The organism is Kitasatospora sp. NPDC088346 (genome assembly GCF_044740765.1).
GTDB lineage: Bacteria > Actinomycetota > Actinomycetes > Streptomycetales > Streptomycetaceae > Kitasatospora.
Window position 1 is genome coordinate 58,816 of sequence record NZ_JBIURH010000002.1, and the last position, 20,986, is coordinate 79,801.

Below are 20,986 nucleotides of genomic sequence, written 5' to 3' on the forward strand. Positions count from 1 at the left end.
TCGGCGGCCCGAAGGACGGTGGTCCGCATGAACGACAGCCCGCACTACGACGTCATCGTGATCGGCACCGGCGCGGGCGGCGGCACCCTCGCCCACCGCCTCGCCCCCTCGGGCCGGCGCGTGCTGATCCTGGAGCGCGGCGGCTACCTGCCCCGCGAGCGCGACAACTGGGAGTCGACCGCGGTCTTCGTCAAGGGCAAGTACCGCGCGCCGGAGTTCTGGTACGACCGCCACGGCGACGCGTTCCCGCCCGAGGTCAACTACTACGTCGGCGGGAACACCAAGTTCTACGGCGCGGCGCTGTTCCGGCTGCGCCCGGAGGACTTCGGCGAACTGCGCCACCACGGCGGTCTCTCGCCCGCCTGGCCGATCCGCTACGAGGACCTGGAGCCGTACTACACCCAGGCCGAGCACCTGTACCTGGTGCACGGCCGGCACGGCGAGGACCCGGGCGAGGGCCCGGTCAGCGCCCAGTACGCCCACCCGCCGGTGCAGCACGAGCCGCGGATCCAGCAGCTCAGCGACGACCTGGAGAAGCAGGGCCTGCACCCGTTCCACCTGCCGATCGGCGTCAACCTCACCCAGGACGCCACGGGCGGCGCGACGCACGACAGCGTGTGCATCCGCTGCAACCGGGTCGACGGCTTCCCCTGCCTGGTCCGCGGCAAGGCCGACGCCGAGGTGATCTGCGTCGAGCCGGCGCTGCGGCACGACAACGTCACGCTGGTCACCGGCGCCGACGTCCGCCGGCTGGAGACGGACGACGGCGGGCGCACCGTGACCACGGTGGTCGCCCAGACGGCGGACGGCGAGGTCCGGTTCCACGGCCACATCGTGGTGGTCGCCTGCGGTGCGGTCAACTCCGCCGCCCTGCTGCTGCGTTCGGCGAACGCACGGCACCCGGACGGTCTGGCGAACAGCTCCGGCACGGTTGGCCGCCACTACATGCGGCACAACAACCTGGCCCTGATGGCGGTCTCCAGGGAGCCGAACGACACCCGGTTCCAGAAGACCCTGGCGATGAACGACTGGTACCTCGGCGCGGACGACTGGGACCACCCGCTGGGCGGCATCCAGATGCTCGGCAAGTCGGACGCGGACCAGATCCGCGGCGAGGCCCCCCGCTGGGCGGGGGCGGTGTCGCCGGACATGCCGTTCGAGGTGCTGGCCCACCACGCGGTGGACTTCTGGCTGTGCGGCGAGGACCTCCCGCACCCGGACAACCGGGTCACCCTGGACGCCGACGGGGCGATCCACCTGGCCCTCGACGAGAAGAACAACATCGAGGGGCTGAAGCGCCTGCAACGCAAGCTGCACGGCATGCTGGAGAAGCTGGGCATGCACCCGCACCACCTGCTCCCGCACAGCCTCTACCTGCACAAGGGGATGCCGATCGGGGCCACCGCGCACCAGGCGGGCACCGTCCGCTTCGGCACCGACCCGGCGAGCTCCGCCCTCGACCCCCTGTGCAAGGCGCACGACCTCGACAACCTCTACGTGGTGGACACCAGCTTCTTCCCGAGCATCGGCGCGGTGAACCCGTCGCTGACGGCGATCGCCAACGCCCTGCGGGTGGGCGACCACCTCACGGAGCGGCTCGGCTGACGTCCCCCGGCGCCTCGGGGCCGAGCAGCACGGCGACGTCACCGGGGCGCGGTTCGGGGGCGTAGGCCTCGGTGACGGCCACCAGCCGCCCGTCCGCACGCACCAGGAACAGCATCAGGTGCCCGTCCGGGAGCGCGCCGTCGACCCGGTGCACCACGATCCGGGCGCCGTCCCGGTAGCGCCGGGTCAGCTCCGGCCGGTTGAGCCCGGCCGGGAAGAGCGCCTCGCCGCCGGCGTACGGGGCGACCACGCCGTGGCTGTCGGTGGGCGGCCCGAGGCGGTGCACGCGGCCCTCGACGACCTCCTGCAGGGTCATCGAGGCGAGCGCGTTGAAGTCGTCCTCGTCGGTGAGCAGCAGCACTCCGGTGATGCCCTCCAGCTCGGCACCGGCGCCGGTGGCCGCCGCGAGCAGCTCGCCGGGGGCCAGCTCCAGGCCGGCCGCCCGGATCGAGCGGCGTTCGAGGTCCAGGCCGGCCCACATCAGCACGTCCAGGCCGGCCGCGCGCAGCGCCCGGCCGAGGTCGATCACCCAGGGGGCGCCGCCGACCAGCAGCGGCCGCGAGCGGGCGGAGCGCAGCGCGCCCAGGCGGCGGGCCACCGGCAGGGCGGTCAGGCCGTAGACGGTGACGGTGGCCACGATCACCACGAAGGTGGCCGGGAGGATCTTCTGCGCCCCGCCGACCCCCGCCTGGACCAGCGAGGCCGAGAAGGTGGAGGCGGTGGCCGCGGCGACGATGCCCCGCGGTGCCATCCAGCCGATGAACCACCGCTGGCCGCGCGGCAGGTCGGTGCCGGCGGTGGCGAGCAGCGCGACCAGCGGCCGCACCACGAGGACCAGCAGGGCGACCAGGCCGAGGGTGGGCAGCGCCACGTGCACCAGCGAGTGCGGGGTGACGGTGGCCGAGATGGAGACGAAGAGCAGGCCGATGGTCAGCGAGACCAGGGTCTCCAGGAAGGGGCGGCGGACGGGGAGGTCCAGGCCCGGCAGGTTGGCCACCGCCATCCCCATCACGACGGCGGAGATCAGCCCGGTGTCGTCCCGGAACGCGTCGCAGGCCGCGGACACGCCGACCACGGCGGCCAGTTGCACGGTGGTGCCGAGGACCTCGCCGAGCGCGAGGCGCCGCAGGAGCAGCACCAGCACCGCGGCGCCGGCCGCCCCGGCCCCGAGTCCGACCACCGCGCTGCCGAAGAACCTGACCAGCTGTTCGGCGCGGCCGTCCTCCCCGCTGGCGAGGACGCCGTGGAAGACCAGCGCCCCCAGGATGCCGCCGATCGGGTCGATCAGGGAGCCCTCCCAGACCAGGATCCGCTGCAGCCGCTCGGTCGGCCGGACGTAGGCGAGCAGCGGGCCGACCACGGTCGGTCCGCTGACCACGAGGATCGCCCCCAGCATCACCGCGGCGGCCAGCGACATGCCGACCACCGGAACGGCGAGCAGGGCCGCGGACACCCAGGTGATGATCGCGCCGAGCCACAGCAGCCGGACCACGACCCGCCGGGTGTGGCTGCGGAGCCGGTGCAGGTCGAGGCCGAGGCCGGAGTCGTAGAGGATCACCGCGACCGCCAGCGACACCAGCGGGGAGAAGGCGTCGCCCAGCAGCCGTTCGGGGTTGACGACGTCGGTCAGGGCGCCGGCGGTGAAGCCGACCGGCAGCAGGACGAGCAGCGCGGGGATCCTCAGCTGGCTCGCCAGCAGCTGGGAGCCGACGGCGAGCACCATGATCAGGCCGAGCCCGACGGTGATCTCACTCGACGTCATGGCGTACCTCCGGGGCTCCGTCGGCGGCCGCGCCGCCCGGCCTCCACCGGTCGGGCACCGTGCGGGGGTCAGGCACCGTCCGGGGGCCCGTCCCCCGCCAGGTCCTCGTCGGTCAGGGGCTCCAGGACGCCGTGGGTGTCGAGGCGGTAGAGCACGACCAGGGCCGGTCCGACCAGGACCAGCGCGATCAGGGTGACGAACATCAGCCACCGCAGCGGCGCGCTCGCGCCGGCCGCCTGCTGCACGGTGAGCGAGGTGGGGATCAGGTAGGGCCGCTGGGCCAGGCCCCAGGCGGCGACCACCAGGGCCACGCAGCCGACGGAGGTGTAGCGGGCCCAGCCCGGCACCGGCCGGGCGACCAGCCAGGCGGTGACCGCGGCGGCGGCCGCGGCCAGGACCACCAGCAGGAGCCCGATGCCGTGGGTGAGGCCCTGGTAGACGTACGAGGTGTGCTGGTGGGTGACGGCGAGGCCGATCAGGGCCAGCACGGCGAGCACGCCGATGCTGATCCAGACCCGCAGCCGGAAGTACCGGACCAGGTCGGGGGCGTCGAACCGGCGGGCGTCCGCGGTGAGGAAGACCGCGCCCAGGAAGGCGGTCGCGGCGACCGAGAGCAGCCCGGCCATGACGGAGGTGGTGTTGGCCCAGGCGTCGGCCGAGGAGGTGGTCCCGGGGGCGACCCGGCCGGAGGCGATGCCGCCGACGGCGGCGCCCAGGAAGAACGGGGTGAGCACCGAGGAGACGGCGAACAGGGCGCCGTAGACGCGGCGTGCGGCCAGCCGTCGGGTGGGCTTGCGCAGCGCGAATCCGGCGCCGCGCAGCACCATCCCGACGGCGGCCAGGGCCAGGGGCAGCCACATGGCGCTGAAGACGGTCTGGAAGAAGACCGGGAAGCCCGTCCACATGATGATCAGGATGAAGATCAGCCAGACGTTGTTGACCTCCCAGACCGGTGCCATGGCGTGGTCGATCAGCCAGCGCGGCCGCCTGCCGCGGTCCGCGCCGCCGGCCAGCAGGTCCCAGAACCCGGCGCCGTAGTCGACGCCTCCGCCGCAGGCGTAGGCGGCCACGGCGGCCAGCAGGATCCAGGCGACGACGTCCGCGGTCATCCGGCGCTCCCGGGCGATCGTCCGGTGCCCGGCCCGGTGGGGGCCGGTTCGGGGCGCGGTCCGTAGGGGCTGTCGGTCTCGGGGTCCTCGGCGCCGGGGCCGGTGCCGGTGAGCCGCCAGCGGTCGCGCATCTTCAGCAGGACCACCAGGAAGGCCCCGAAGAGCAGCACGTAGACCGTGGCGACGACGCCGAGCATGGTCCACAGCGAGGCGGCGCCGGTCGGGGTGACGGCGTCCGAGACCCGCATGTTCTGGTAGACGATCCAGGGCTGGCGGCCGACCTCGGTGGTGATCCAGCCGCACTCCACGGTCACCACGCTGGCGACCCCGGCGACGGCGGCGCACCGGAAGAACCACTTCGAGCGCGGCAGGTCGCGGCGGCGCCACCAGCACCAGGCGTACCAGAGCGCGAGCAGGATCAGCACGCTGCCGATGGTCGCCATGATGTCGAACGCCCAGTGCACGATGGTCGCCTGGGTCGCGGTGGGGCGGTCGGAGGCCGGCACCGAGCTCAGCCCGGTCACCTGGGTGTCGGGGGTGAACCCGGCCAGGATGGAGTCCAGCTGGGGGATCTTCAGGCCGCCCTTGATGCTGCCGTCCTCCTGGAGCCGGCCGAACAGGTACTCGGGGACGTGGCTGCCGGTGTCCCAGACCAGTTCGGCGGCGGCGAACTTGATCGGCTGCTTGTGGAAGATCTGCCGCGCGATGTTGTCGCCGAGGAAGAACTGGACGGGGGTGAGGACGGCCGCGACGGTGAACGGCACGGTGAAGCCGAGCCGGTGGTAGCGGTCCCGGCGTCCGCGCAGCCAGCCCACCGCGTAGACCCCGGCCACCACGTAGCCGGCCGTGAGGAACATGGCGACCGCGAAGTGCCAGTACTGCGGGCCGAACATCGGTGTGAAGACGGCCTGCCGGACGTTGACGTCGACGGGGTTGCCGGCGGAGTCGAGGGTGAAGCCCTGCGGGGTGTTCATCCACGAGTTCGCCGCGATGATGCCGAACGCGCCCATCAGCGCGGCCAGCGGCAGCGGCACGCCGAGCCAGAAGTGCGTCCACGGCTTCAGCCGCCGCCAGCCGTACAGGTAGATCGCGATCAGGACGGCCTCCAGGAAGAACGCCCAGGCCTCCACCCCGAAGCCGAGGCCGAAGACGTCGCCCCAGCGGCCCATCATGCCGGGCCACAGCAGGCCGAACTCGAAGGACAGGACCGTCCCCGTCACGATGCCGATGGCGAACTGGACGGCCATCACGGCGGACCAGCGCCGGGCCAGCAGCAGGGCGACCGGGTCCGCCCCGCGCAGGCCCCGGTAGTGCATCAGCAGGGTGATGAACGGCAGCGCCACTCCCAGCGGCACCAGGATGATGTGGGAGGCCAGGGTGAACGCCATCATCTCGCGGGCGGGCAGCAGTTGGGCGGGAGTGCCGGCCAGCAGGTCGGTCGCGGTGGTCACCGGCGGATCAGCCTCCGGTGGCGAAGCCGGGGAAGAGCGTCATCCCGCCGTCGACGTAGACCGTGGTGCCGACCACGTAGTCCATCAGGTCGGAGGCGAGGACGGTGACGGCGTCGGCGATGTCGTCCGGGTCGCCCACCCGGCGGTACGGGATCAGCGTGAGCAGGTCGGCCTCGGCCTGGGGGGTGGCCCAGGCGTCGTGGTTGATGGGGGTGCGGATGGCGCCGGGGGCGACCGCGTTCACCCGGATCTTCTGGGGGGCGAGCTCCTGGGCGAGGGTCTGCATCATCATCAGCACGCCGCCCTTGGACGCGGCGTAGTTCACGTGGCCCGCCCAGGGGATGATCTGGTGGACCGAGCTCATGCAGACGATCTTCCCCGCCGAGCGGGACACCTCCGGGACCACGCCCCGGCGGACGAACTCCTTGGCGGCCTCCCGGGCGCACAGGAACTGGCCGGTGAGGTTGACGTCCAGCACCTTCTGCCACTGCGCCAGCGTCATCTCGACGCTGGCGGCGTCCCGCTGCAGGCCTGCGTTGGCGACCAGCACGTCGACCGTGCCGAACCGGCCGACCATGTCGGCGAACATCGCGACCACCTGGTCCTCCTGGGAGACGTCCGCCTCGTACGCGTACGCCCGCACGCCGAAGGACTCGATCTCCCGGACCACCTCGTCGGCCGCGTCCTTGCCGAAGACGTAGTTGACCACCACGTCGGCACCGGCCCGGCCCAGGCCGATCGCGGTCGCCCGGCCGATGCCGGAGTTCGCCCCCGTCACCAGCGCCTTCTGCCCGCGCAGCAGCGGCAGCGCCGCCGGCTTCCGCTTCTCGTCCCCTGGTGAGGTCACCGCTGTTCTCCCGTCGTCGGCCGTACGTCGTCACCGATGCACCACCATTCCCGGCGGCGCTCCCCGGAGCCGGGGCGGCTCGCGCCGCTCGCCCGTTGGGCGCAGCGATGTCGCCCCGACGGAGCAACGGGCCGGGGCGGCTCTCAGGCGCCGGGCGCGAGGATCACGTTCTCCAGCCGCTCACCGGCCAGCCAGTGGGCCAGCTGGGTGCGGATCAGGCGGTGGGCGCGGGGCAGGAAGGCCGAGCTGTCGCCGCCCGTGTGCGGGGTGATCAGCGTGTTCGGGGCGTGCCAGAGCGGGTGGCCGACCGGCAGCGGCTCCGGGTCGGTGACGTCGAGGGCGGCGGCCAGCCGGCCGCGGTTCAGCTCGACCAGCAGGGCCGCGGTGTCGACGACGGCGCCGCGGGCCACGTTGACCAGCAGCGCGCCGTCCTTCATGGCGGCTAGGAAGGCCTCGTCGACGAGGCCGCGGGTCGCCTCGGTGAGCGGCACGGTCAGCACCACCACGTCGGCGCCGGGCAGCAGTCCCGGCAGGTCCGCCATGGCGTGCACGGGCCCGCCCGGCCCGGTCCTGGCGGTGCGGGCCACCCGTCGGACGGTGCACTCGAAGGGCGTCAGGCGGTCCTCGACGGCCTGGCCGATCGAGCCGTGGCCGACCACCAGGACGCTGCGGTCGGCGAGCGAGTGCAGCTGCCGTCCCTGCCACCGCCCGGCGTCCTGCGCCCGGACGAAGTCGGGCAGGCCGCGCAGCGAGGCGAGGACCAGGGCGACCGCCAGCTCGGCGGTGCTCGCGTCGTGCACGCCCCGGGCGTTGCACAGGGTCACCCCGGGCGGCAGGAACGGCAGCACGTTCTCGACGCCCGCCGACAGGCTCTGCACCACCCGAAGCCGCGCCATCCGGGCGAGCAGCGGCAGCGCCGGGGCGGTGTGCCGGTACGGGAGGACGAAGAACTCCACCTCGTCCAGCACCCGCTGGGACGGCGGCTCGCCGCTGCCGTCCCAGAGCTCGGCGCCCGGCTGCGGCGGGCCGCCGAGCTGCTCGGCCGGGTACGGGAGCAGGATCCGGCCCGGCGGGCGGCCGGGTACGGCGTCGGTAGGGCTCATGGGGGGATCTCAGCAGCCCCCGGCCCGGTCGGCATCCCGGACCGGGCGCCCGTGCGTCAGGATCGGCCGGACAGGGCCGACCCGTGCGAGACCCCGGGAGTGGCATGGCGAGTGACGCGGCACCGACGGTCGTACTGGTGATGGGTGTGTCCGGCTCGGGCAAGACCACCGTGGGGACTGCGCTGGCCAGGCGCCGGGGTGTCCCGTTCGTGGAGGGCGACGGCCTGCACCCGCCCGCGAACATCGCCAAGATGGCCTCGGGCCGGCCGCTCGACGACGAGGACCGCGCGCCGTGGCTGCGGGGCGTGGCCGGCCTGATCCGGGCGGCCACCCGGACCGGCACGGGCGCCGTCGTCTCCTGCTCGGCGCTGAAGCGCGAGTACCGGGACCGCTTCCGGGCGGCCGGCCCGGGGGTGTGGTTCCTGTACCTCGCGCTGGACCGGGAGGTCGCGCACGAGCGGGTGGTGCACCGGGTCGGCCACTTCATGCCGGTCGCGCTGCTCGGCTCCCAGTACGACACGCTGGAGCCCCTGGAACCGGACGAGCCCGGGCTGACCGTCGACGCCCGCGCCGAGCCGCCGACCCTGCTCGCGTCGGCGCAGGCGGCGATCGCCCGCTCCGAGGCCGCCCGGCGGGTGTGAGCGGCCGGGCGACCGAGATGCGCCCCGATCCGCCCGCTGCTGGAATGGCTGGGGCGGCTCTTCCGCCGCCGTGGCCCGGTCGCGCGCACGGCCGACCGGACCCACCGGCCCGATCGGACGAGGTTCTGACGTGAGCGACGATTTCAACGAGATGGGGCCGATCGACTACCTGGTGGTCGAGTTCCCCGGCAGCCGGATGACCGGTGAAGGGCTGCCCCTGCTCGTCGACCTGGTCGACCGGGGCATCATCCGGATCCTGGACCTGGTGTTCGTCAAGAAGGAGGACGACGGCTCGATCACGGGCGTCGAACTCACCGACCTGGACGGCGACGGCAAGCTCGACCTGGCCGTCTTCGAGGGCGTCTCCTCCGGGCTGCTCGGCCAGGACGACGTCGACGAGGTGAGCGCCGTGCTCGAACCCGGCAGCTCCGCGGGCATCCTGGTCTACGAGAACGCCTGGGCCGGGCCGTTCGCGGCGGCGATGCGCCGCAGCGGGGGCCGACTGGTGGCGGGCGGACGGATCCCCGTCCAGGCGCTGCTGGACTCGCTGGACGCCACCGAGGCCGGGGCCTGACGGCCGGGCCGCCCGCCCGTCCCCCGTCCGGAGTACCCGCAGGACCGCAGTTCCCGCAGCACCGGTCGTACCAGCGCAGCACCGGTCGTACCAGCAAGGAGAGAGCCCATGCCAGGCCTACTTCGCGGGGTCGCCCGCACCGCCGTCGTCGCCGGGACGGCGACCGCCGTCTCCAACCGGGTCTCCCGCCGCCAGGCCGGGCGCTGGGCCCAGCAGGACACCCAGCAGCAGCCCGCCTACGCGGAGCCCGCGGCGCCGCCGCCCGCCCCCGCCGCGCCACCGGCGGACGACATGAGCAACCGGATCGCCCAGCTCAAGGAGCTCGGCGAGCTGAAGGCCCAGGGAGTGCTCAGCGATGCCGAGTTCGAGGCCCAGAAGGCCCGACTGCTCAGCTCCTGACCGGCTCCCGAACGATCCGTGCCACGGCCCGCCGGCCGTCCCCAGCCGGCGGGCCGTGGCACGGGCCGGTCGGCGTCACCGGCTGGGGACGCCGCCGAGGGCGTCCTTGAAGCGGTCCCACACCGTGCGCCGGTCCGGGGGGAAGCGGCGCAGCGCCTTGGCGCGTTTGGCCGAGCCCTCCGGGTAGCGCCAGCGGGCCCAGGGCGAGTCGGGTTTGGCGATCCGGCAGGCGGCGATCAGGGCGATCAGCGGGACCAGCACGCCGAACAGCCCGGTGGCGATCTTGCCCTTGAGCAGCGCCCAGACCGAGAAGCCGAGGTTGACCACCAGCAGGGCGGCGATCCCCGGTGCGCTGTCCTCGCCGCCGGTGTCGAACGGGTTCGCACCGAGCAGGACGAGCAGTCCCATGGTGGCGGCGATCAGCACGGCGTCCACCGACTTGCGGCCCTCGGCGGCCCAGTACACGTCGTCCAGGTGGAACCAGAGGGCGAACTCGTCCAGGGTGAGGGCCGCGCCGGCGCCGAACAGCGCCGCCAGGACGGCCCGCCAGACCGAGCCGGGCTGGTAGGCGAACTCGGCGGCGCCCGCGAGCAGCATCAGGAAGATGCCGTAGACCTGGTGGTGGATGTGCAGGCCGCCGACCGAGACGTCCCGGAAGGGGCCCTTGCCGGCCCGGATCATCCTGGTGACCATGCGGGTGGCCAGGAAGGTCAGCACGAAGGCGCCGACCATCCAGCCGATGCCGTTGCGCAGCGGGGTGTTGACGGTGCCGACGGTGACGTCGGCCAGCCGGGCCCAGCCGTCCGAGCGGTCAGCCATCGGACGCCGCCGGGGCGCCCTGGCCGGGCAGGTGGCGCCGGTTGAGGAGGGCGGGCAGGCTCGGGGTCTCCAGAAAGCCCTCGGCGCGGGCCGAGGCCAGGCCGATCCGCGGCAGCTCGCTGCCCTTGCGGAAGCACAGGTAGCGCGGCTCCCAGATCGGGCGGTACTTGGCGTTGGCCCGGTACAGCGACTCGATCTGCCACCAGCGGGAGAAGAACGACAGCACCGCCTTCCACAGCCGCAGCACCGGCCCCGCGCCCAGTCTGGACCCGCGCTCGAACACCGCGCGGAACATCGCGAAGTTGAGCGAGATCCGGACGACGCCCAGGTCCTGCGCCCCCTCGATCAGGTCGAGCACCATGAACTCCAGCAGGCCGTTGTCGGCGTCGCGGTCACGCCGCATCAGGTCCAGCGAGAGCCCGTCCCGGCCCCACGGGGCGAAGCTGAGCAGCGCCCGCAGGGTGCCCTCGCCGTCGGTGCACTCGATCATGAGGCACTGGCCGTCGTCCGGGTCCCCGAGCCGCCCGAGCGCCATCGAGAAGCCGCGTTCGGTCGCCCCGTCGCGCCAGTGGTCGGCCAGCCGCACCAGGGCGACCATCTCCTCGTCGGGGATGTCCCCGTGGCGCCGGATCCGGGTCGCGTACCCGGCCCGCTTGACCCGGTTGTACGCCTGGCGCAGCCCGCGCATCGCGCGGCCCTCCAGGCTGAACTCCGCCACCTCGACGATCGCCTCGTCGCCCAGCTCCAGGGCGTCCAGCCCGTGCCGGGCGTAGACCGTGCCGGCCTCCTGGCTGGCGCCGATGACGGCGGGCACCCAGGCGTTGGCGCGGGCCTGCTCCAGCCAGGGTTCGATCGCGCCGGGCCACGCCTCGGGGTCGCCGATCGGGTCGCCGGAGGCCAGCGAGACGCCGCCGACCACCCGGTAGGCGATGGCCGCCTTGCCGGACGGGGACCACGCCACCGACTTGTCCCGGCGCAGCGCGAAGTAGCCCAGCGAGTCGCGCTCCCCCCAGCGGTCGAGCAGCTCGCGCAGCCGGCCCTCGTCCTCGGCGGTCAGCCGTTCGCGGTTGCGGGGCGCCCGGAAGAGCACGTACAGGACGAGCAGGAACAGCAGCACGCCGGCCACGTTGACGACCACGTCCACCCAGCGGGGCACGGAGACGCCCGTGACGTCGACGTCGCCGGACAGGGTGAGCACCCGGGCGAGCGCGTAGACCGTGTTCTCGCCCCAGCCGGCGTCGGGGTCCTCGTCGGTCGCCTCGACCAGGAGGGTGCCGCCCGCGACCACGACCAGCAGGCCGACCACCGCGGTGGCGGCGGCCAGCCGGGCGTTGCCCCGCTCACCGCGCCCCTGGAACTCGGAGCGGCCCAGGAACAGCGCCGCCGTCACCGCGCAGGTGACCACGGTGGAGAACCAGTTGACGGCCCGCGAGCGGAAGTCCGGGTCGGTCAGCGCGGCGACGAACACGATCGAGACCAGCACGAACAGGATGACGGCGAACCACCAGGCGGCCCGTTTGCCGCGGCCGAGCATGACCGCGAGGAAGGTCGCCAGGGCGAGCGAGGTGAAGCCGGTGGTCAGCGGGAACGGCGCGTAGAGGTTGCCGGTGTTGACCCGGTCGAACTGGGCGCGCAGGGGCGCCAGCACCACGGCCAGCAGGATGAGCAGGGCGACGATCCTCAGGTACCAGACCACGAAGCGCGCCGCGGTCCGGGCGACCCCGCCGGTGCGGGCCCGGTCCTCCGCCTGCGACATGCGCGGCACCGCCCTCTCGGCTCTCCGGCGCCCCGGCGGATGGTCACGGCCACTCCACGGGGACTGGGCGGATCCCCGGTCCAGGATCGGGTCCGGGCTCCGCCGCGGCCACCGCTGGGGGCCCGGACGGGGCGCGCGGGCGGGTGTGCGGGCCGGGGCGGACCGGCCACCGCCGGAAAACCGGGTGCCCCGCGGCGGCCGGTCGGCCACCATGCCTCCTGGCGCGTTCGCGCCGCCACCACGACCCCGGAGGTACCCCGCCATCGCAACCACCCGGCAACGCCCCGGGCACGCGCGCAGTGCCGCGGACGGGCTCAAACTGCACCGCCGGGTGATGCGGCTCGACGGGCGCCCGTACACCGTGCTGGGGCTGCGGCCCGGGACGGCGGCCGGCTTCGCCACCCTGGGAGCTGCGTTCGTGGGCGGTGGACACGGCCCGGCTCGGCGAGCGCGGCCCGTACGACTCGGACCACACGTTCCTCGGGGACGGGTGTTTCGCGCCCGGCGAGGTGCAGACCTTCGGGCGCTACCGGGCGATGGTGTCCAGCGCGGTCGTCGCCCGCCGCGAGGTGCTGGCCGAGGACACTGCGGCGGACCTGCCGCAGGCCGTCCGCGAGCGGATCTGGCGACGGTCGGCCGAGGTGCGGCGCCGGACCGCCCCCGCACCGACGGCGCGGGGGCGGCGCACCGGCTGAGTCAGCCGGCGAGGCGGTACTTGGTGGACGGCACGCCGGACTGGTAGCTGCAGTCGAAGGTGCTGGTCGTCGCGGTGTAGCTCCAGCCGGACGGTGCCCAGCAGGCCCACAGCCCGTTCACCGGCTGGCGGTTGCGGTAGCTGGTGGCCGGGACGCCGGGGTTCTGGCTACAGGCGCTGGAGTAGGTGATCAGGTCGTAGGTCCAGCCCGGCTTCACCGTGCAGGCGGTCATGCCGTCGACCGCGGTGCGCAGCCGGTAGCTCGCGGCCTGCGGGGCGATCTGGGCGCAGGCGCTGCCGAGTTGGACGTAGTCGTAGACGAAGCCGTCGACCGGCGTGCAGGCCATCACGCCGTCGGCGGGCGTCCGCAGGTGGAAGACGGTGGAGTTCCAGCTCGACCCGCCGCTGCAGGTGCGGTTCTGCTGGACCTGGTCGTAGGTGTAGCCGGACGGGACGCTGCACGCCCAGGTCCCGTCGAGACCGGCCGCGCCGGCCTGCGCGGCGGGGACGACGGCGAGGTCGGCGAACAGCAGCGCGGCGGCGGCCGCGAGCGCGAAGGTGACGCGCGCGGCGAGGCGGCCGAGCCGGCGGAGCGGGTGCGTGGCAGACATGGGTGTCCCCCCAGAGGACGCGATCGGTGTGGTGGCGATCGCCGGGATCCGATCATGCGGTCACATGATCGCCGCAGTTATAGCACGAAGCTTTCACCTGCTGACAGATCGTCATGAACGCCTGATCGCACGCCTGTCCGGATTCCATCGGTCCGCCGACGCTGCCGGGGCGGGGTTGCCAACGGGTTGCCCCAAGGGGCTCCCGGACCGCCGCCAACCGGCGGATCTGGCCGAAACCCGACCGGCCCGAAAGCGCGGCCGGGCGCCGGCCCGGGCCGGTCGCTCAGGCCAGGACCTTGGCCTTGGCCCGCTGGTACTCCTCCTCGGAGATGTCGCCGTTCCTCCTCAGCTCGGCGAGCTTGGCGAGCTGGTCGGCGTGCCCGCCCTGGTCCCCGGAACCGGAACCGGCGGCGTCCCGGACGTACTCCTGGAAGTCCTGCTCGCGTTGCTGGGCCGCCTTGAGGCTGCGCTCGCCCATACCCTTGCCGCGGGCGATCAGGTAGATCAGGACGCCCAGGAACGGGATCAGGACCACCCCGATGGCCCAGGCGGCCTTGGCGCCGCCGCCCAGCGAGTCGTCCCGGAAGACATCGTCGAGGACGCGGACCAGCAGGAAGATCCACAGGACCCAGAGGAAGATCTCCGCGATGGTCCAGAACAGGTTGAGCAGCGGGTAGTCGCCTGCCAGTGACGTAGCGAGCATGGCTTCTCCTCCTTCGGGCGGCGGTGCGCGGGGCGGGCCGGCGGGCACGTCCCACCACCCTGGCTCCACCGTGCGGCACCCGCCACCGCCGCCGCGTCACCCGTGGCGGGTGACCGCGACTGGCGGGGGCACCCCCGCGGCGGTTCAGTGGGAGGTGGCGTCGGCGGTGGCCGGCGCCCGGCCGTCCGCCGCACCCCGTCGACCCCGGTGACCTCATGCAGAACCCCGCCCGCACCGGCTCGTCCGCCCCCGGCCCCACCCGGGCAGCCGGCTCCGCCCCCGCCCGGGCGCCCTCCGGCGACCCGATCCTCGCGGCGCGGTTCGCCGTCCCCGCGCTGCCGGGCAGCCTGGTGCGCAGGCCGGCGCTGCTGGCCCGGCTGACGGAGGGCGTCCAGGGCCCGCTGACCTTCGTCAACGGCCCGGCCGGGGCCGGCAAGACCCTGCTCGCCGCGCACTGGCTGGCCGAGGGCCGGCGGCCGGCGGCCACCGCCTGGCTGACCGTCGAACCCGGCGACGCACCCGGCACCTTCTGGGCGCACCTGCTGGCGGCGCTGCACCGGCACGGCGTCCGGCTGCCGGACGGCCCGGACGGCGACGGCGACCTTGACGGCGCCCCGAACGGCAGCGGCCCGAACGGCGGCCCGAGCGGCCACCCGGCCGGGGCGACGGGAGCGGGCGTCGGCCCGGACCGGCTGCTGCTGTCCCGGCTGGCCGAGGGGCTCGCCCGGTCGCCCGAGCCGGTGGTGCTGGTGCTGGACCAGTTCGACGCGATCCCCTCGCGGGCGGTGGCGGACGGGCTGGCCTTCGTCCTGCGGCACTCCGCCGGGGGCCTGCGGCTGGTGCTGCTCGGCCGCAGCGAACCACTGCTCCCCCTGCACCGCTACCGGGCGGCCGGCGAGGTCACCGAGATCCGCAACGCCGACCTGCGCTTCTCCCCCGCCGACGCCGAGACCCTGCTGCGCGACCACGGCCTGACCGTGTCCCGGGCCGCCGTCCAGACCCTGACCGAACGCACCGACGGCTGGGCCGCCGGCATCCGGCTGTGCGCCCTGGCCATGCAGCGGGCCGGCGACCCGGAGTCCTTCGTCCGCGAGTTCGCCGCCGACCGGGCCGCGGTCGCCGACTACCTGCTCGCCGAGGTCCTGGAGGCGCAGCCGCCCGCCACCCAGGACCTGCTGCTGCGGGTCAGCGTCGCCGGGCTGGTCCACCCCGACCTGGCGGACGCCCTGACCGGCCGCCGGGACGGCGAGTGGACGCTCGCCCGGCTCGCCCGCAGCAACGCCTTCGTGGAGCCGGTGGACGGCTCCGCCTGGTACCGCATGCACCCGCTGTTCGCCGAGGTGCTGCGGGCCCATCTACGGCACCGGCACCCGGGGTTGGAGCCCCGGCTGCACCATCGCGCGGCCCGCTGGCTGGCCGCCGACGGCAGGATCACCGAAGCCGTGGCCCAGGCCGCGGACGCCGGCGACTGGCGGTTCGCGGCGGAGCAGCTGGTGGCCGCTCTGGCCGTCGGACGGCTGGTCACCGGCCCCGACGCGGAACCCCTGGGCCGGCTGCTCGCCGCCATGCCGGCCGGACTGGACGGCCCGGCCCCGGCGCTGGTCGAGGCCGCCCGCCGGCTCGCCGCGCACGACCTCGACGGCTTCGCCGCACACCTGCGGCACGCCGAGGGACAGCTCACCGCGGCGGACCCCGCCGCCCGGCTCGGCGCGGCCGTGCTCGCCGTCCTCGGCGGCCGGGCCGCCGGTGACCCGCGGGCCGCGGCCCGTGCGGCGGCGGACGCCGACCGCCTGCTGCGCGAGGTGCCGCCGGAGCTCCTGGCGCGCCACCCGGAGGTGCCGGCCACCGTGCTGGCCGCCCACGGCGCGGCCGAACTCGACGCCGGCCACCTGGCGGCCGCCGCCGCCCGGCTCACCGCCGCCGTGGCGGCCTGCGGACCGGCCGGGACACCGGCGCCGCACGGCGAGAGCCTCGGCGCGCTGGCCCTGGTCGAGTTGGAGCGCGGACGGCTGCGGCGGGCCGAGACGCACGCCCGGGGCGCGCTCGCCGTCGCCGAGCGCTCGGTGCTGCCGCCGCGAGGCCTGGCCGGGGTCGGCCACCTGGTGCTCGCGGGCGTCGCGACCGAGCACGACGACCTCGCCACCGCACGGAACCTGCTCGACCTGGTCGCGGGCCCGCCCGCGGATCCCGTCGCCGCGGTGCGGGCCGCCGTGACCGCCGCCAGGCTGGCGACGGCTGCCGGTGACCCCGCGGGCGCGCTCGCCGCGCTGCGGGCGGCCGCGGAGGACCCGCGGGCCCGGGCTCTGCCCGCCTGGACGGCGGACGGGCTGGCCGTCGCCGAGTCGGCCGTGCACCTGGCCCGGCACGACCCGGCCGCCGCGCTGGCCGTGCTGGACGGCGCCGACCCGGCCCGGCCCGCGGTGGCGGCGGCCCTGGCCCGCGCACTGCTGGCCGCGGGGCGGCCCGACGCGGCGCTGGCGACACTGGGCGCGGTGGGCGCGGTCGCCGGGCCCGGTCTCCCGGCGGACCAGGTGCCGGTACCGGACCAGGTGGCGGTGTGGCTGGCCCGGGCCGAGGCCGCCGAGCGGCTCGGCGACCCGGCCGGCGCCCGCCGCCAGCTCGCGCTGGCCCTCGGCCTGGCCCGGCCCGAGGAACTGCGGCGCCGCTTCGTCGAGGCCGGGCCCTGGGTGGGACGGGTGCTCGGCCGCCATCCGCAACTGGCCCGGGAGCACGGCTGGCTGCCCGGCCGTCTGCTCCGGCCCGCGCCGACCCAGGCGGCCGGGCCCCTGCCCGCGGTGGTCGAACCGCTCAGCCCCCGGGAGCTGGAGGTGCTGGGCCAGGCGGCGCAGTTGCTCTCCACCGAGGAGATCGCGGCCGAGCTGTACGTGTCCGCCAACACCGTCAAGACGCACCTGAAGAGCATCTACCGCAAGCTCGGCGCCGCCCGCCGCAGCGAGGCCGTGCACCGGGCCCGGGAGCTCGGGCTGCTGTGACCCGGCCGGTCCGGACCGCCCGGACCTGACCTCCCCGGCCCCCCGGACCTCCTGGACCTCCCGGACGGCCTGGATCACCCCGGATCGCCCGGTTCGGGCGATGCCCGCGGCCTCGCGGGCGCCCAGCATGGTGGGGAACCCACGGTGGGGGGGGAACGACCGGCCCCGGGCACCACCACCGGCCCCAGGCTTCGAGGGAAGGCCCGCATGCGCTACGAATTCCGCGTCGCCGGCATCGTCTCCCCGGCCCTGGCCGAGGCCTTCCCCGAACTGGAGCACGCCCCCGTGCCCGACCAGACCCTCTTTCTCGGGCCGGTCACCGACGAGGCCCACCTGTACGGGCTGCTGATGCGCTTCCAGTCCGTGGGCCTCCAGGTGGTGGAGATGCGGCAGCTGCCCGAGCGCGGCACCGGCCTCGCCGGGGAGGGCTGAGCCGCGCCGGAACCGGGTGGCGCGGCCGTCGTCCGCACCGGGATGATCGGGGCATGACGCGGACGTTCGAGGACCTGGTGGCGGAGGCCGACTCCGTGTCGGTGGCGGGCTGGGACTTCTCCTGGCTGGCGGGACGGGCCACCGAGCAGCGGCCGTCCTGGGGATACCAGCGCATGATCGGCGAGCGGCTGACCCGGGCGTCGGCCGCGCTGGACGTGCAGACCGGCGGCGGGGAGGTACTGGCCGGCACCGGGGCGACGCTGCCGAAGGTGATGGTGGCCACCGAGTCCTGGCCGCCGAACGTCGCCAGGGCCACCGCGCTGCTGCACCCGCTCGGGGCCGTGGTGGTCGCCGACCCGGACGAGCCGCCGCTGCCTTTCGCCGACCGGGCCTTCGACCTGGTGACCAGCCGCCACCCGGTGACCGTCTGGTGGGAGGAGATCGCCCGGGTGCTGCGCCCCGGAGGCACCTACCTGGCCCAGCACGTCGGCCCCGCCAGCGTCTTCGAGCTGGTCGAGTACTTCCTCGGCCCGCAGCCCGAGGAAGTCCGCCGCGGCCGCCACCCCGACGACGCCCGCCGGGGCGCCGAGGCCGCCGGCCTGGAGGTGGTCGACCTGCGGTTCGAGTCGCTGCGCACCGAGTTCCTGGACATCGGCGCGGTGGTCTACTTCCTGCGCAAGGTCATCTGGATGGTGCCGGGTTTCACCGTCGACGCCCACCGGGACCGGCTGGCGGAGCTGCACCGGCGGATCGAGCGCGAGGGGCCGTTCGTCGCGCACTCGACCCGGTACCTGATCGAGGCCCGTCGACCGGCCTGACGGCTGCCGGAACGGCCGGCGCGGTGCGGGCGGTCGTGCGGGCGTTCTACCATCGGTCGACGGGCGGCCGACCGACGGGCGGCCCGCTGTCGATCGGTCAGGAGTGCTTCGGATGAACCCCGGTGACTCGCCGCTGTCCCTCTGGTCCAAGGACTCCGTGCTGTCGATCGGCTCGGTCGGCTCGGTGCTGTCCGTCGGGTCCGTCGGGTCGGTGCTGTCGATCGGCTCGGTGGGCAGCGCCCTGTCGCTCGGCTCGATCGGCTCCGCGCTGTCGCTGATCTCGGCCGGGTCCTGGCTGAGCACCGGCTCGGTGCTGTCGGCACAGTCGCGCTGGTCGGTGCTGTCCTGGCGCTCGGACCGCGGCCTCCTGACGGCCGGCGCGGCGGTCGCGGCGGCCACGGCCGGCGTCGTGCTGCTCGCCGACCGGCGGCGGCAGGCCCGGTAGCGCGCGGCTCGGTGGCGCGCGGCTCGGGCGGAGCGGCTCGGGCAGCACGTCGGCCAGGCACGTCGGCCCGGCGCGGCAGCCCGGCGCGGCGGCCGGGGCCCCCGTGGTCGCGGTCGTACGCTGCGCTCAGACGTCCGTACCGACAGGGAGTACTCCGCATGGCCGACGAGCAGATCCCGGGGATCGATCCGACGGTGGTACCGAGCGGCGAGGGCTGCGTGGAGTGCCTGGCGGGCGAGGGGCCCGGCTGGTGGCTGCACCTGCGCCGCTGCGCGGCCTGCGGGCACGTCGGCTGCTGCGACTCCTCCCCCTCGCAGCACGGCACCCGGCACGCCAGGGAGGCCGGTCACCCGTTCCTGGCCAGCTTCGAGCCGGGCGAGAGCTGGCTGTGGAACATCGAGACCGAGCAGTACTACGAGGGGCCCGAGCTGGCAGGTCCGGCCTGCCACCCGACCGCCCAGCCGACCCCCGGCCCGCAGGGGAAGGTGCCCGCGGACTGGCGGCAGCACCTGCACTGAGCGCCCCCGGGGGGGCGCCGGGGCAGGTCGGCCGGGTGACGCCCGATTTCGTGGCATGAACATTGCGAAACAGAGGGATGGGACACCCCTCGCCGGGACAGGGATCAGACCTGTCGTCAGACAGGCACCCGTCACAGCGACCCCGGAGGACCCCTTGCGCACGAGGCTGACCGTCTCTGCCACCGCCGCTGCCGCCGCCCTCTTCCTCGCCGTCCCCGCCTCCGCCGCCCCGATCGGGCAGGCCGGTGCGCCCGGCATCGGAGACCGCTACTACCCGACCTACGGGAACGGCGGCTACGACGTCTCGCACTACGACATCCGACTCACCTACGACCCGGCCACCGACCACCTGGAGGGCACCACGACCCTGCTCGCCGCCGCCACCCAGGACCTCTCCCGGTTCGACCTCGACTTCGCCCTCGACGTCCGCGAGGTGCTGGTCAACGGCCGGCCGGCCGCGTTCGCCGCCACCGGAGAGCAGGAGCTGGAGATCACCCCGGCCAGGCCGCTCGCCAAGGGCGCCACCGCCACGGTGGTGGTGCGGTACTCGGGCACCCCGTCCAAGGTCTCCCGGTACGGCTTCACCGGCTGGCTGCGCACCCCGGACGGCGGCATCGCCGCCAACGAGCCGGAGTCGGCCTGGTGGTGGTTCCCGAGCAACGACCACCCCTCGGACAAGGCCACCTTCGACGTCTCCGTCCTGGTACCCGACGGGACCCAGGCGATCAGCAACGGCGTGCTCACCTCGCAGGTGTCCCGGCTCGGCTGGACCAGGTACAGCTACCGGGAGAACAAGCCCCAGGCCACCTACCTGGCCACGCTCGCCGTCGGCCGCTTCGACGTGGTCTCCGACACCACCGCCGGCGGCCTGCCCGTCCTCACGGCGTACAGCAAGGACCTCGGCGACAACGCCGGCGCCGCCCGCGCCAGCGTCGAGCGCACCGGCGAGCTCGTCGACTGGCTGAGCGGCTACCTCGGGCCCTACCCGTTCAGCTCGGTCGGCGGCTACGTGCCCAACGTGACCACCGGCTACGCGCTGGAGACCCAGAGCCAGGTCTTCTACAGCCCCCGGCAGTTCGCCCGCGGCGCCAACACCGGCGTCGTCGTCCACGAACTCGCCCACCAGTGGTACGGCGACAGCGTCTCGCTCAGCCGCTGGAGCGACATCTGGCTCAACGAGGGCTTCGCCCGCTACACGCAGTGGCTCTGGTCCGAGCACGAGGGCGAGGGCACCGCGCAGGAACTGGCCGACTACACCTACGCCGCCTACTCCGCGGACGACCCGTTCTGGACGGTCCTGCCCGGCGACCCGGGCCCGGACCGGCAGTTCGACACCGCCGTGTACGAGCGCGGCGCGCTCACCGTCCAGGCGCTGCGCAACGCCGTCGGAGACGAGGCCTTCTTCCGGATCCTCAAGGGCTGGCCCGCCGAGCACCGGTACGGCAACGCCACCATCGAGCAGTTCCGGGCGTACGCCGAGCGGATCTCCGGCAAACCGCTCGGCGCCCTGCTGGACACCTGGCTGTTCACCCCTGCCAAGCCGGCCGCTCCCACCCATCCGGTGTCGGCCGCCGGACCGCGGCCCTCCGCCTCCGCCCCGGCCGGGGAGCTCCGGGAGCCGCTCTCCTGGAAGAAGCTCCAGGAGAGCAACTCCGTGCACGAGCACCGTCCTTCGGGCCGCTGAGCCGGGCGCCCGGGGCGGGCCG

Annotated in this window: 20 protein-coding genes; 11 read left to right on the forward strand and 9 right to left on the reverse strand. The window is 74.6% G+C overall.

The window, feature by feature from the left end; genetic code table 11:
• The first annotated feature begins 27 nt into the window (after positions 1-27).
• Complete coding sequence (locus tag ACIOFR_RS03960; protein WP_400992210.1) at positions 28-1,605, forward strand: GMC oxidoreductase; 1,578 nt, start codon at positions 28-30, stop codon at positions 1,603-1,605.
• Here the strand turns inward: ACIOFR_RS03960 and ACIOFR_RS03965 are convergent.
• The 5 genes from ACIOFR_RS03965 to ACIOFR_RS03985 form a co-directional block, all read right to left on the reverse strand.
• Entirely contained in the window at positions 1,586-3,367 is a 1,782-nt protein-coding gene (locus ACIOFR_RS03965) for a cation:proton antiporter (RefSeq protein ID WP_400992211.1), read from the reverse strand. The two genes, ACIOFR_RS03960 and ACIOFR_RS03965, sit on opposite strands and share 20 nt — an antisense overlap.
• 68 nt (positions 3,368-3,435) lie before the next feature.
• Positions 3,436-4,476, reverse strand: coding sequence for a cytochrome d ubiquinol oxidase subunit II (locus tag ACIOFR_RS03970; protein WP_400992213.1), 1,041 nt, complete (start codon positions 4,474-4,476; stop codon positions 3,436-3,438).
• Complete coding sequence (locus tag ACIOFR_RS03975) at positions 4,473-5,867, reverse strand: cytochrome ubiquinol oxidase subunit I (protein ID WP_400992807.1); 1,395 nt, start codon at positions 5,865-5,867, stop codon at positions 4,473-4,475. Before ACIOFR_RS03975 ends, ACIOFR_RS03970 begins: the two co-directional genes overlap by 4 nt.
• 67 nt (positions 5,868-5,934) lie before the next feature.
• A complete protein-coding gene (locus ACIOFR_RS03980) occupies positions 5,935-6,729 on the reverse strand; it encodes an SDR family oxidoreductase (protein ID WP_400992809.1) in 795 nt (264 codons plus the stop codon).
• A gap of 188 nt (positions 6,730-6,917) precedes the next feature.
• Positions 6,918-7,877, reverse strand: a complete 960-nt coding sequence (locus tag ACIOFR_RS03985) for a 2-hydroxyacid dehydrogenase (RefSeq protein WP_400992215.1) — start codon at positions 7,875-7,877, stop codon at positions 6,918-6,920.
• 104 nt (positions 7,878-7,981) lie between these two features.
• On the opposite strand from ACIOFR_RS03985, the gene ACIOFR_RS03990 reads away from it, so the two are divergent.
• The 3 genes from ACIOFR_RS03990 (at position 7,982) to ACIOFR_RS04000 (ending at position 9,491) form a co-directional block, all read left to right on the forward strand.
• Complete coding sequence (locus tag ACIOFR_RS03990) at positions 7,982-8,518, forward strand: gluconokinase (RefSeq protein WP_400992217.1); 537 nt, start codon at positions 7,982-7,984, stop codon at positions 8,516-8,518.
• Between the two features lie 130 nt (positions 8,519-8,648).
• Positions 8,649-9,092: a DUF6325 family protein gene (locus ACIOFR_RS03995; protein WP_400992218.1), complete on the forward strand. Its 444-nt coding sequence runs from the start codon at positions 8,649-8,651 to the stop codon at positions 9,090-9,092.
• Positions 9,093-9,200: 108 nt separating this feature from the next.
• Entirely contained in the window at positions 9,201-9,491 is a 291-nt protein-coding gene (locus ACIOFR_RS04000; RefSeq protein WP_400992220.1) for an SHOCT domain-containing protein, read from the forward strand.
• A gap of 75 nt (positions 9,492-9,566) precedes the next feature.
• On the opposite strand, the gene ACIOFR_RS04005 is transcribed toward ACIOFR_RS04000, so the two are convergent.
• Both ACIOFR_RS04005 and ACIOFR_RS04010 read right to left on the reverse strand, forming a co-directional pair.
• Positions 9,567-10,310 carry a hypothetical protein gene (locus ACIOFR_RS04005; protein ID WP_400992221.1) on the reverse strand — a complete coding sequence of 248 codons (744 nt, stop codon included), beginning with the start codon at positions 10,308-10,310 and terminating at the stop codon, positions 9,567-9,569.
• On the reverse strand, positions 10,303-12,066 hold the full coding sequence (locus tag ACIOFR_RS04010; RefSeq protein WP_400992222.1) for a phosphatidylglycerol lysyltransferase domain-containing protein: 1,764 nt from the start codon (positions 12,064-12,066) through the stop codon (positions 10,303-10,305). Before ACIOFR_RS04010 ends, ACIOFR_RS04005 begins: the two co-directional genes overlap by 8 nt.
• Positions 12,067-12,491: 425 nt before the next feature.
• Here ACIOFR_RS04010 and ACIOFR_RS04015 point away from each other — a divergent pair, with 425 nt between their 5' ends.
• Positions 12,492-12,761, forward strand: a complete 270-nt coding sequence (locus tag ACIOFR_RS04015) for a hypothetical protein (RefSeq protein WP_400992223.1) — start codon at positions 12,492-12,494, stop codon at positions 12,759-12,761.
• 1 nt (position 12,762) lies between these two features.
• On the opposite strand, the gene ACIOFR_RS04020 is transcribed toward ACIOFR_RS04015, so the two are convergent.
• Complete coding sequence (locus ACIOFR_RS04020) at positions 12,763-13,371, reverse strand: hypothetical protein (protein ID WP_400992224.1); 609 nt, start codon at positions 13,369-13,371, stop codon at positions 12,763-12,765.
• A 283-nt stretch (positions 13,372-13,654) separates the two neighbouring features.
• Complete coding sequence (locus tag ACIOFR_RS04025; RefSeq protein WP_400992225.1) at positions 13,655-14,074, reverse strand: SHOCT domain-containing protein; 420 nt, start codon at positions 14,072-14,074, stop codon at positions 13,655-13,657.
• A 215-nt stretch (positions 14,075-14,289) separates the two neighbouring features.
• On the opposite strand from ACIOFR_RS04025, the gene ACIOFR_RS04030 reads away from it, so the two are divergent.
• The 6 genes from ACIOFR_RS04030 to ACIOFR_RS04055 all read left to right on the forward strand — a co-directional run bounded on the left by ACIOFR_RS04030 (position 14,290) and on the right by ACIOFR_RS04055 (position 20,964).
• On the forward strand, positions 14,290-17,067 hold the full coding sequence (locus tag ACIOFR_RS04030; protein WP_400992227.1) for a LuxR C-terminal-related transcriptional regulator: 2,778 nt from the start codon (positions 14,290-14,292) through the stop codon (positions 17,065-17,067).
• A gap of 207 nt (positions 17,068-17,274) precedes the next feature.
• Positions 17,275-17,499, forward strand: coding sequence for a hypothetical protein (locus tag ACIOFR_RS04035; RefSeq protein ID WP_400992229.1), 225 nt, complete (start codon positions 17,275-17,277; stop codon positions 17,497-17,499).
• Positions 17,500-17,552: 53 nt separating this feature from the next.
• Positions 17,553-18,317, forward strand: coding sequence for a class I SAM-dependent methyltransferase (locus tag ACIOFR_RS04040; protein ID WP_400992231.1), 765 nt, complete (start codon positions 17,553-17,555; stop codon positions 18,315-18,317).
• 112 nt (positions 18,318-18,429) lie between these two features.
• Positions 18,430-18,762: a hypothetical protein gene (locus ACIOFR_RS04045; RefSeq protein WP_400992233.1), complete on the forward strand. Its 333-nt coding sequence runs from the start codon at positions 18,430-18,432 to the stop codon at positions 18,760-18,762.
• Between the two features lie 158 nt (positions 18,763-18,920).
• Complete coding sequence (locus tag ACIOFR_RS04050) at positions 18,921-19,280, forward strand: UBP-type zinc finger domain-containing protein (protein WP_400992234.1); 360 nt, start codon at positions 18,921-18,923, stop codon at positions 19,278-19,280.
• A gap of 154 nt (positions 19,281-19,434) precedes the next feature.
• Positions 19,435-20,964, forward strand: coding sequence for a M1 family metallopeptidase (locus ACIOFR_RS04055; RefSeq protein WP_400992236.1), 1,530 nt, complete (start codon positions 19,435-19,437; stop codon positions 20,962-20,964).
• Positions 20,965-20,986: the final 22 nt, after the last annotated feature.

What these genes read in the sequence shown, in the direction of transcription:
- ACIOFR_RS04040 (WP_400992231.1), top strand. Translation starts at nt 17,553, where the DNA reads ATGACGCGGACGTTCGAGGACCTGGTGGCGGAGGCCGACTCCGTGTCG.
- ACIOFR_RS04050 (WP_400992234.1), top strand. Translation starts at nt 18,921, where the DNA reads ATGGCCGACGAGCAGATCCCGGGGATCGATCCGACGGTGGTACCGAGC.
- ACIOFR_RS04045 (WP_400992233.1), top strand. Translation starts at nt 18,430, where the DNA reads ATGAACCCCGGTGACTCGCCGCTGTCCCTCTGGTCCAAGGACTCCGTG.
- ACIOFR_RS04005 (WP_400992221.1), bottom strand. Translation starts at nt 10,310, where the DNA reads ATGGCTGACCGCTCGGACGGCTGGGCCCGGCTGGCCGACGTCACCGTC.
- ACIOFR_RS04035 (WP_400992229.1), top strand. Translation starts at nt 17,275, where the DNA reads ATGCGCTACGAATTCCGCGTCGCCGGCATCGTCTCCCCGGCCCTGGCC.
- ACIOFR_RS04025 (WP_400992225.1), bottom strand. Translation starts at nt 14,074, where the DNA reads ATGCTCGCTACGTCACTGGCAGGCGACTACCCGCTGCTCAACCTGTTC.
- ACIOFR_RS03960 (WP_400992210.1), top strand. Translation starts at nt 28, where the DNA reads ATGAACGACAGCCCGCACTACGACGTCATCGTGATCGGCACCGGCGCG.
- ACIOFR_RS03970 (WP_400992213.1), bottom strand. Translation starts at nt 4,476, where the DNA reads ATGACCGCGGACGTCGTCGCCTGGATCCTGCTGGCCGCCGTGGCCGCC.
- ACIOFR_RS04030 (WP_400992227.1), top strand. Translation starts at nt 14,290, where the DNA reads ATGCAGAACCCCGCCCGCACCGGCTCGTCCGCCCCCGGCCCCACCCGG.
- ACIOFR_RS03965 (WP_400992211.1), bottom strand. Translation starts at nt 3,367, where the DNA reads ATGACGTCGAGTGAGATCACCGTCGGGCTCGGCCTGATCATGGTGCTC.
- ACIOFR_RS03990 (WP_400992217.1), top strand. Translation starts at nt 7,982, where the DNA reads ATGGCGAGTGACGCGGCACCGACGGTCGTACTGGTGATGGGTGTGTCC.
- ACIOFR_RS03985 (WP_400992215.1), bottom strand. Translation starts at nt 7,877, where the DNA reads ATGAGCCCTACCGACGCCGTACCCGGCCGCCCGCCGGGCCGGATCCTG.
- ACIOFR_RS04010 (WP_400992222.1), bottom strand. Translation starts at nt 12,066, where the DNA reads ATGTCGCAGGCGGAGGACCGGGCCCGCACCGGCGGGGTCGCCCGGACC.
- ACIOFR_RS03975 (WP_400992807.1), bottom strand. Translation starts at nt 5,867, where the DNA reads ATGATGGCGTTCACCCTGGCCTCCCACATCATCCTGGTGCCGCTGGGA.
- ACIOFR_RS04000 (WP_400992220.1), top strand. Translation starts at nt 9,201, where the DNA reads ATGCCAGGCCTACTTCGCGGGGTCGCCCGCACCGCCGTCGTCGCCGGG.
- ACIOFR_RS04020 (WP_400992224.1), bottom strand. Translation starts at nt 13,371, where the DNA reads ATGTCTGCCACGCACCCGCTCCGCCGGCTCGGCCGCCTCGCCGCGCGC.